The sequence below is a fragment of the Pseudonocardia lacus genome (genome assembly GCF_018531445.1).
Classification (GTDB): domain Bacteria; phylum Actinomycetota; class Actinomycetes; order Mycobacteriales; family Pseudonocardiaceae; genus Pseudonocardia; species Pseudonocardia lacus.
The window spans coordinates 23,173-30,627 of sequence record NZ_JAHDTH010000091.1 but is presented as its reverse complement, the minus strand read 5'-3'; the positions used below and the strand labels follow the sequence as shown (position 1 = coordinate 30,627).

General features: G+C 74.3%; 7 protein-coding genes. 3 read left to right on the top strand and 4 right to left on the bottom strand.

The annotated features are described in order from the left end of the window. Positions 1 to 61: 61 nt before the first annotated feature. Both KIK08_RS19700 and KIK08_RS19695 read right to left on the bottom strand, forming a co-directional pair. Positions 62 to 577, bottom strand: a complete 516-nt coding sequence (locus KIK08_RS19700) for an NUDIX hydrolase (RefSeq protein ID WP_214404669.1) — start codon at positions 575 to 577, stop codon at positions 62 to 64. A gap of 34 nt (positions 578 to 611) precedes the next feature. Next, positions 612 to 1,397 carry an LLM class F420-dependent oxidoreductase gene (locus KIK08_RS19695; RefSeq protein ID WP_214404668.1) on the bottom strand — a complete coding sequence of 262 codons (786 nt, stop codon included), beginning with the start codon at positions 1,395 to 1,397 and terminating at the stop codon, positions 612 to 614. Positions 1,398 to 1,529: 132 nt separating this feature from the next. On the opposite strand from KIK08_RS19695, the gene KIK08_RS19690 reads away from it, so the two are divergent. Continuing rightward, positions 1,530 to 2,135 carry a DUF742 domain-containing protein gene (locus KIK08_RS19690; RefSeq protein ID WP_214404667.1) on the top strand — a complete coding sequence of 202 codons (606 nt, stop codon included), beginning with the start codon at positions 1,530 to 1,532 and terminating at the stop codon, positions 2,133 to 2,135. A gap of 4 nt (positions 2,136 to 2,139) precedes the next feature. Here KIK08_RS19690 and KIK08_RS19685 read toward each other — a convergent pair whose 3' ends face one another. After that, a complete protein-coding gene (locus tag KIK08_RS19685; RefSeq protein WP_214404666.1) occupies positions 2,140 to 2,544 on the bottom strand; it encodes a hypothetical protein in 405 nt (134 codons plus the stop codon). 156 nt (positions 2,545 to 2,700) lie between these two features. On the opposite strand from KIK08_RS19685, the gene KIK08_RS19680 reads away from it, so the two are divergent. Next, entirely contained in the window at positions 2,701 to 3,177 is a 477-nt protein-coding gene (locus tag KIK08_RS19680) for a cupin domain-containing protein (protein WP_214404665.1), read from the top strand. A gap of 15 nt (positions 3,178 to 3,192) precedes the next feature. On the opposite strand, the gene KIK08_RS19675 is transcribed toward KIK08_RS19680, so the two are convergent. Next, positions 3,193 to 5,718 carry a DEAD/DEAH box helicase gene (locus KIK08_RS19675; RefSeq protein WP_214404664.1) on the bottom strand — a complete coding sequence of 842 codons (2,526 nt, stop codon included), beginning with the start codon at positions 5,716 to 5,718 and terminating at the stop codon, positions 3,193 to 3,195. Positions 5,719 to 5,842: 124 nt separating this feature from the next. Between KIK08_RS19675 and KIK08_RS19670 the strand changes: the two genes are divergently transcribed. Beyond that, positions 5,843 to 7,435 (top strand): histidine kinase, encoded by a 1,593-nt coding sequence (locus KIK08_RS19670; protein ID WP_214404663.1) that lies wholly within the window; start codon positions 5,843 to 5,845, stop codon positions 7,433 to 7,435. Positions 7,436 to 7,455 lie beyond the last annotated feature (20 nt).

Below are 7,455 nucleotides of genomic sequence, written 5' to 3'. Positions count from 1 at the left end.
AGCGCGGCCGTGCCGGCGGCGCCGGCGGCCGCGCCGCGGGCGGCGCCGCGCACGATGGAGGTCACGGGGCGAGCACCTCGGTTCCGGGGACGTCGGTCAGGTCCGCGGCCAGCAGCCGGTCGATGAACTCGGCCTGGGCGGGCACCAGCTTGCGCCGGGCGGTGTCCGGGTCGAACCAGGCGGCCCGGTCGATCTCGGGGAAGCTGCGCCGCTTGCCCGAGCGCGGCGGCCACTCCAGCTCGAACGTGCCGGGCTCGATGTGCTCGGCGTCGAAGTCGGCGCCCAGCGCGAACACGGTGATCTGCTTGCGCCCGCCGCGCTGCTGGACCGAGCCCAGGTCGTGCATCGGCCCCTCGGGCGGCGGCGAGCCCAGCTCCTCGGCGAACTCCCGGACGGCGGCGTCGCGCGGCTCCTCGTCGGGCTCGTGCTCGCCCTTCGGGATGGACCACGCGCCGTCGTCCTTGCGGGCCCAGAACGGCCCGCCCATGTGCCCGAGGAGCACCTCGATGCCGGTGCCGTCGCCGGCCGGTCGGAAGAGCAGCAAACCTGCGCTGAGCACCGCCACCCGCAGCAGCATTCCAGACCGCTCGGGCGTCGGCCGGACGGACCTGTCAGGAACGGCGGCCGTCGCGCCAGGCGATCCACTCCTTGAGCAGCCCCAGGTCGTAGTCCGGGCCGCCGACGCCGACGGTGAACAGCGTGGCCCCGGCGCCGACGAGCGCGTCGGCGACCTCGCCGGGCGACCTGCTCACCTCGATGGACCGCTCGATCCGCGCCGGGTCGCGCCCCACGTCGGCGCAGTGCCCGTCGAGGACGGCGTTCTTGCGGACGAGGGTGTCGACGTCGCCGAAGCTGTGCCAGATGTCGGCGTGCTCGGCGGTGTAGCGCAGGGTCTTCTTCTCGCCCCCGCCGCCGATGAGGATCGGGATGTCGCGGGTGGGGGCCGGGTTGAGCTTGGCCCACCGCGACCGGATGCGCGGCAGCGCCTGCGCGAGGTCGGCCAGCCGCGAACCCGCGGTGCCGAACTCGTAGCCGTACTCGTCGTAGTCGCGCTCGAACCAGCCCGCCCCGATGCCCAGGATGAGCCGGCCGCCGCTGATGTGGTCGACGGTGCGGGCCATGTCGGCCAGAAGCTCGGGGTTGCGGTAGCTGTTGCAGGTGACCAGCGCGCCGATCTCGACCCGGCTGGTGGCCTCGGCCCAGGCGCCGAGCATCGTCCAGCACTCGAAGTGCTCGCCGTCGGGCTCGCCGTAGAGCGGGAAGAAGTGGTCCCAGTTGAACACGACGTCGACGCCGGCCTCCTCGGCCTCGGCGACGGCGTCACGGATGCGCGCGTACCCGGCGTGCTGGGGCTGGAGCTGGACACCGATCCGGACGGGATGCGTCATGGAGATCATCCTTTCACCGGGACGCGCCGGCAGCGCTGCGCGGTGGGCCCCGTATCGTGCGCACCCGGGGTCAATGTGGGCTCACCGCCGGTTCGTCCCGCGGTGGCGCGGGGGCTCGAGCAAGGCGAGGAGCACGGCTGGATGAATGCCGAGGACAGCATCGACCCGTTCGGCGGCGGAGCGTCGAGCGGTGGGCCCGCCCCGCGGCGCGGCCCGGTCATCGGGTCCGACGGCGCGGTGACGCCGCTGGCTGCCAACGGCGGTCCGGTCCTGCCGGGCGGCGGGTTCGGCACCGCGCTGCCCGAGGTCCCCGGCACGAGCTGGGCGTGGGACGGGGGAGTCCTGCCCACGACCGGGCCGTCATTGCCGGAGCAGCGCGCCGCGTCCCCGGTGCCGGCGCCGCCCGACGACGCCGCGCCGACCTCCGTGGTGCGGCCCTACGTCCGCACCGGCGGGCGCACCCGCCCCAAGCTCGACCTGTCGCTGGAGACCCTCGTCTCGCCGCTGCCGAAGGCCGTGCCCCACCAGCTCCCGCACGACGAGGCCGCCGTGCTGGAGATCTGCCGCGAGCAGTCGCGCTCGGTTGCCGAGGTGGCCGCGCTGCACCGGATGCCGATCGGCGTCGCCAAGGTGATCATCGGCGACATGGCCGAGGCCGGGTTGCTGGCCGTGCACCGCACGTTCGCCGCGTCCGGGGTCGACCTGGCGCTGATGGAGCGCGTGCTGGGCGGCCTGCGGCGCATCTGAGCGGTCACGGGTCCGGCGACGCGTCCGCGGCCGCGGCGTTCGTGCTGCCCTTCGGGCGCCCGCCCCGGCGCATGTTGCCGTTGGTGGTGCGGCGGGTCGGGTCGATCAGCCGCTTCCACTTGCCCTGCGCGGCCTGGCGGCTGCTGAGCTGGGCCTGCACGGCGTCGGCGACCTTGGCCCAGGTGAGGCCGTCGGCGCGGAGCTTGCGGATGAGGTCGCGCTCGTAGTAGTCGGCGCGGCGGCGCATCTCCTGGCACAGGGCGTACCACGCGGCGGCGCCGTCGTGGGTGAGGTCGCCGAGCTGGGCGCGCTGCTTGAGCTCGTCGAGCTGCTCGGTGATCGACTGCCGCTTGCGGGCGATGGCCGGGTCGGCGCGCTCCAGCCAGCGCTGCGCCTGCTCGTAGTCCATCAGTCAATCTTAGATTGACGACTACGTTCTGTCGATCTTCCATGGACGGCCCGTCGGGGAGGGGGTGTCGAGCGGGGGAGGAAGCCCCTGGAGGGCTGGTCGTCGCGCGGCCGGCGGGCCATGCTCGTGCCGGACGTGCGGATCAAGGAGGACCACATGACCGGTGACGAGATCGTGCTCGGCGCCCTGCCGAAGGGCATCACCCCGGCCGGCGAGGGGGTGGAGAAGAAGGTGTGGAACGTGCTCGGCCACACCTACTACATGAAGGCCGCCAGCGGCACGAGCTTCGCGTTCGAGACCTACGACCCGCCGGGCACCGGCGTGCCGCCGCACGTGCACCCGCGCCAGGACGAGCACATCTACGTGCTGGAGGGCGTGTTCACCCTCTACCTCGACGGCGCCTGGGAGACCGCGGGCCCCGGTGAGACCGTCCGGATGCCCAAGGGCCTGCCGCACGCCTACTACAACCGCGGCGAGGCGCCCACCCGCGGCCTGTTCTGGGTGAGCCCCGCCGGGCGGCTGGCCGAGCTGTTCGACGGCCTGCACAACCTGCAGGACCCCGACGAGGTGGTGCGGCTCGCGGCCCTGCACGACGTCGACTTCCTCCCGGCCGGCTCGGTCGAAGGAGCCTGACCGCGGGGGGTGGGGTCAGGGGCCGCCGAGGGGGGCGACGTCGGTCACCCAGACGGCCGGGGTGCCCTGCTCGTCGCTGGCGGCCAGGTCGACCTCGGCGGTGACCGCCCAGTCGCGGTCGCCTGCGGGGTCGTCGAGGACCTGGCGGACCAGCCAGCGCTCGCGCTCCTCGGTGATCTGGATCAGCTGCGGGCCGCGGGCGTCGGGGCCGGTGCCGATGTCGGCGTGCTCGGCCCAGTAGGGCTCCAGCGCCTCGCGCCAGGCCTCGGCGTCCCAGCCGGCCTCGGCGTCGAGCTCGCCGAGCAGGTCCCAGCGGCGCAGCGCGGCCAGCTCGACGCGGCGGAACAGCGCGTTGCGCACGAGGACCCGGAAGGCCCTGGCGTTCGCGGTCACCCCGGCCGGGCCGGTGTCCAGGCCCGGCGGGGTGGGCTCGTCGCCGGTGCCGGCGCCGGCCGCCAGCGCCTCCCACTCGTCGAGCAGGCTGGAGTCGACCTGGCGGACCAGCTCGCCGAGCCACTCGACGACGTCGACCAGCTCCTCGGTCTTGGCCTCGTCGGGCACGGTCTGGCGCAAGGCGCGGTAGGTGTCGGCGAGGTAGCGCAGCACCAGGCCCTCGGAGCGGGCCAGCTGGTAGTGCCCGACGTACTCCACGAAGGTCATCGAGCGCTCGAACATGTCGCGGGCCACCGACTTGGGCGACAGCCGCGCGTCCGCCACCCAGGGCGCGCCCCGGCGGTAGGTCTCCAGGGCCGCGGTCAGCAGCTCGTCGAGCGGCTTGGGGTAGCTGACGTCGTCCAGCAGCGCCATCCGTTCCTCGTACTCGATGCCGTCGGCCTTCATCGCGGCCACCGCCTCGCCGCGGGCCCGGTTCTGCTGGGCGTAGAGCACCTGGCGGGGGTCGTCGAGGGTCGCCTCGACGACCGACAGCACGTCCATCGGGTAGCTGGGGGACTCGCGGTCGAGCAGCTCGATGGCGGCCAGCGCGAACGGCGACAGCGGCTGGTTGAGCGCGAAGTCCAGCTGCAGGTCGCCGACCAGCCGGATGCGCCTGCCCTCGGCGTCGGGTTCGTCGAGCTGCTCGACCACGCCCGCGGCCAGCAGCGCCCGGTAGATCGCGATGGCGCGCAGGATGTGCTTGCGCTGGCGGTTGCGCGGCTCGTGGTTGTCCTCGAGCAGGTGGCGCATCGCGGCGAACGCGTCGCCCGGGCGGGCGATGACGTTGAGCAACATGGCGTGCGTGACGACGAAGTGGCTGGTCAACGGCTCGGGCTGGGCGTTCTGCAGGCGCTCGAAGCTGGTCTGGGACCAGCCGACGAAGCCCTCGGGGGGTTGCTTGCGCACGATCCGGCGGCGCTTCTTGACGTCGTCGCCCGCGCGGGCGAGCAGCCGGGCGTTCTCGACCTCGTGGTCGGGGGCCTGGGCGACGACGGTGCCGACCGTGTCGTACCCGGCGCGCCCGGCCCGCCCGGCGATCTGGTGGAACTCGCGGGCCTTGAGCGGGCGGGTGCGCTGGCCGTCGTACTTGCTCAGCGCGGTGAACAGCACCGTGCGGATCGGCACGTTGATGCCGACGCCGAGGGTGTCGGTGCCGCAGATGACGCGCAGCAGCCCGGCCTGGGCCAGCGTCTCGACCAGGCGCCGGTAGCGCGGCAGCATCCCGGCGTGGTGCACGCCGATGCCGTGGCGCACCAGCCGGCTCAACGTCTTGCCGAACCCGGCGGTGAACCGGAAGCTGCCGATCAGCTCCGCGATGGCCTGCTTGTCCTGCTTCGAGGTGACGTTGACGCTCATCAGCGCCTGCGCCCGCTCCACGGCGGCCTGCTGGGTGAAGTGCACGACGTAGACCGGCGCCTGGTTGGTCTGCAGGAGCTCGGCGATCGTCTCGTGCAGCGGGCTGAGCACGTACTGGAACAGCAGCGGCACCGGCCGCTCCACCGAGGTGATCACCGCGGTCTCCCGGCCGGTGCGCCGGGTGAGGTCGTCGCGGAAGAACGACACGTCGCCCAGGGTGGCGCTCATCAGCAGGAACTGCGCCTGCGGCAGCTCGATCAGCGGCACCTGCCACGCCCAGCCGCGGTCGGGGTCGGCGTAGAAGTGGAACTCGTCCATCACCACCGAGCCGACGTCGGCGGCCGCGCCCGAGCGCAGGGCGATGTTGGCCAGGATCTCCGCGGTGCAGCAGATGATTTCCGCGCCCTCGTTGACCGCGGCGTCGCCGGTGAGCATGCCGACCTTCTCCGCGCCGAAGACGTCGATCAGTGCGAAGAACTTCTCGCTGACCAGCGCCTTGATCGGCGCGGTGTAGAAGGTGCGCTTGCCGGCGGCCAGCGCCGCGGCGTGCGCGCCCACCGCGACCAGCGACTTCCCGGAGCCGGTCGGGGTCGAGAGGATGACGTTGGCGCCGGTGACCAGCTCCAGCAGCGCCTCCTCCTGCGCCGGGTAGAGCGACAGGCCGCGCTCGTCGAACGCCCAGTCGGTGAACGCCTCGACCAGGGCGTCGGGGTCGGCGGGGCCGCGGGGGAGGCGTTCGGTGAGGGTCATGGTGCTTTCGATCGTGCCGCACGCCGCGTCCGGCCGCCGCCACGACCCGGTCCGACGGCGGGGCGGGCCCGCGCGGGCCGTCCGATGTGCACCCGGGTGGGCCGGTGGGACTACCGTGATCGGCGTGAGCGGGCGGCCTACCCCGGGCACGATGCCCGACCTCGTGCCGCCGATGCGGCCGTCGACCGGTTCCGGGCAGCCCCCGAACGGGCCCGACTGGGTGGTCGAGCTGGACTGGACCGGCTACCGCTGCATCGCCTACGTGGAGCCGGGCCGGCGCGTCCGGCTGCTCAGCGCGAACGACGTCTCGATGACCGCGGCCTACCCCGAGCTGGCCGAGCCGCTGCTGCGCCGCTCGCCGCCGGGCGGGATGGTCCTGGACGGCACGCTGGTCGCGCGCGGTGAGGAGCACGCGGCGCGGGCGCGGCTGCTCAAGCGCCGCGGCGGCCGGTTCCGGCCCTCCGAGCAGCACATCGCGGCCGTCCCGGTCGACTTCCAGGTCGCCGACCTGCTCTGGCTCGACGGGCACGCCACCACGGAGCTGGCCTACCGCGACCGGCGCGGCCTGCTGGAGGGCCTCGGGTTCGACGCGGCGCCGGTGTGGACGACCTCGCCGATGCCGGTCTCGGAGCTGGCCGCGATGCTGCGCATCGCCGACGCCAAGGGCGTCGACGCACTGCACGCGCGCCACCTCGGGTCGCGCTACAAGCCGGGCGGCCGCTCGCCGCTGTGGCTGAAGGTGCCGGTGCGGCGGGTGCGCCAGGTCGTGGTGGGCGGCTGGACGCCGACCGACCCCGCGCACCCGGACACGATCGCGAGCCTGCTGCTGGGCGTGCCCGAGGAGCGGGGGCTGCGCTACGTGGGCCGGGTGGGCGTGGCGGGGGAGGAGCGCAGGCGGGCCGGCGAGCTGCGCGCGCTGCGCCGCTCCACCCCGCCGTTCACCGGTGCGGTCGGCGCGGGCACCGCCGTACCCGCCGCGCACGCCCGCGACGCGATCTGGGTGCGGCCCCGGCTGGTCGGGCTGGTGGAGTTCACCGGGTTCACCGCCGACGGGCGGCTGCGGCTGCCGCGCTGGCGCGGGCCGGTCGACCCGCGTGAGGTCGACGAACCGCGCTGGGCGCGCCCCGCCGACCCGCCCGCGCGGCGTGACGCGCCGCCCGAGGCGACCGGGCCGCCGAAGTCGTCGTCCTTGTCGTCGACGTCGGAACCGCCCGCTCCGGAGCCCGCGGCCGCGGTCCCCGCGGACGGCCCGCGCGAGCGCCGGCTGGAGCAGCACTTCTTCTACAACTCGCTGAACACGATCGGCATGCTGATCAGGACCGACCCCACCCGGGCCCGCGAGCTGCTGTTCGGCTTCGCCGACGTGTCCCGCTCGGCCGACCTGCCCGAGGACGCCACCAGCACGCTGGCCCGCGAGCTCGACGCGGTGCGCGGCTACCTGCAGCTCGAACAGGCCCGTTTCGGCCGGCGGCTGCGGGCGCGCGTGGACGTCGACCCGGCCGCCGGGCCCTTCGACGCCGTCGCGGTGCGGCCGCTGCAGGTGCTTTCGGCCGTGCGGGGAATCGTGCAGGACGACATCGAGCCGCGGCCCGACGGCGGCGAGCTGACCGTGTCCGTGCGGCCCGCCGACGGGGGGTTCCGGGTGGAGGTCCAGGGGCCCGACGGCCCCCCGTCGACGATCGTCCTACCGGCCGCGGGAGCCCCTCTGCCCGGGTGAACCCCCTGATGGCGGGACAG

Bases quoted from the DNA above. Each gene is read 5' to 3' on its own strand.
- KIK08_RS19700 (WP_214404669.1), bottom strand. From the start codon at position 577: ATGCTGCTGCGGGTGGCGGTGCTCAGCGCAGGTTTGCTGCTCTTCCGA.
- KIK08_RS19695 (WP_214404668.1), bottom strand. From the start codon at position 1,397: ATGATCTCCATGACGCATCCCGTCCGGATCGGTGTCCAGCTCCAGCCC.
- KIK08_RS19690 (WP_214404667.1), top strand. From the start codon at position 1,530: ATGAATGCCGAGGACAGCATCGACCCGTTCGGCGGCGGAGCGTCGAGC.
- KIK08_RS19685 (WP_214404666.1), bottom strand. From the start codon at position 2,544: ATGGACTACGAGCAGGCGCAGCGCTGGCTGGAGCGCGCCGACCCGGCC.
- KIK08_RS19680 (WP_214404665.1), top strand. From the start codon at position 2,701: ATGACCGGTGACGAGATCGTGCTCGGCGCCCTGCCGAAGGGCATCACC.
- KIK08_RS19675 (WP_214404664.1), bottom strand. From the start codon at position 5,718: ATGACCCTCACCGAACGCCTCCCCCGCGGCCCCGCCGACCCCGACGCC.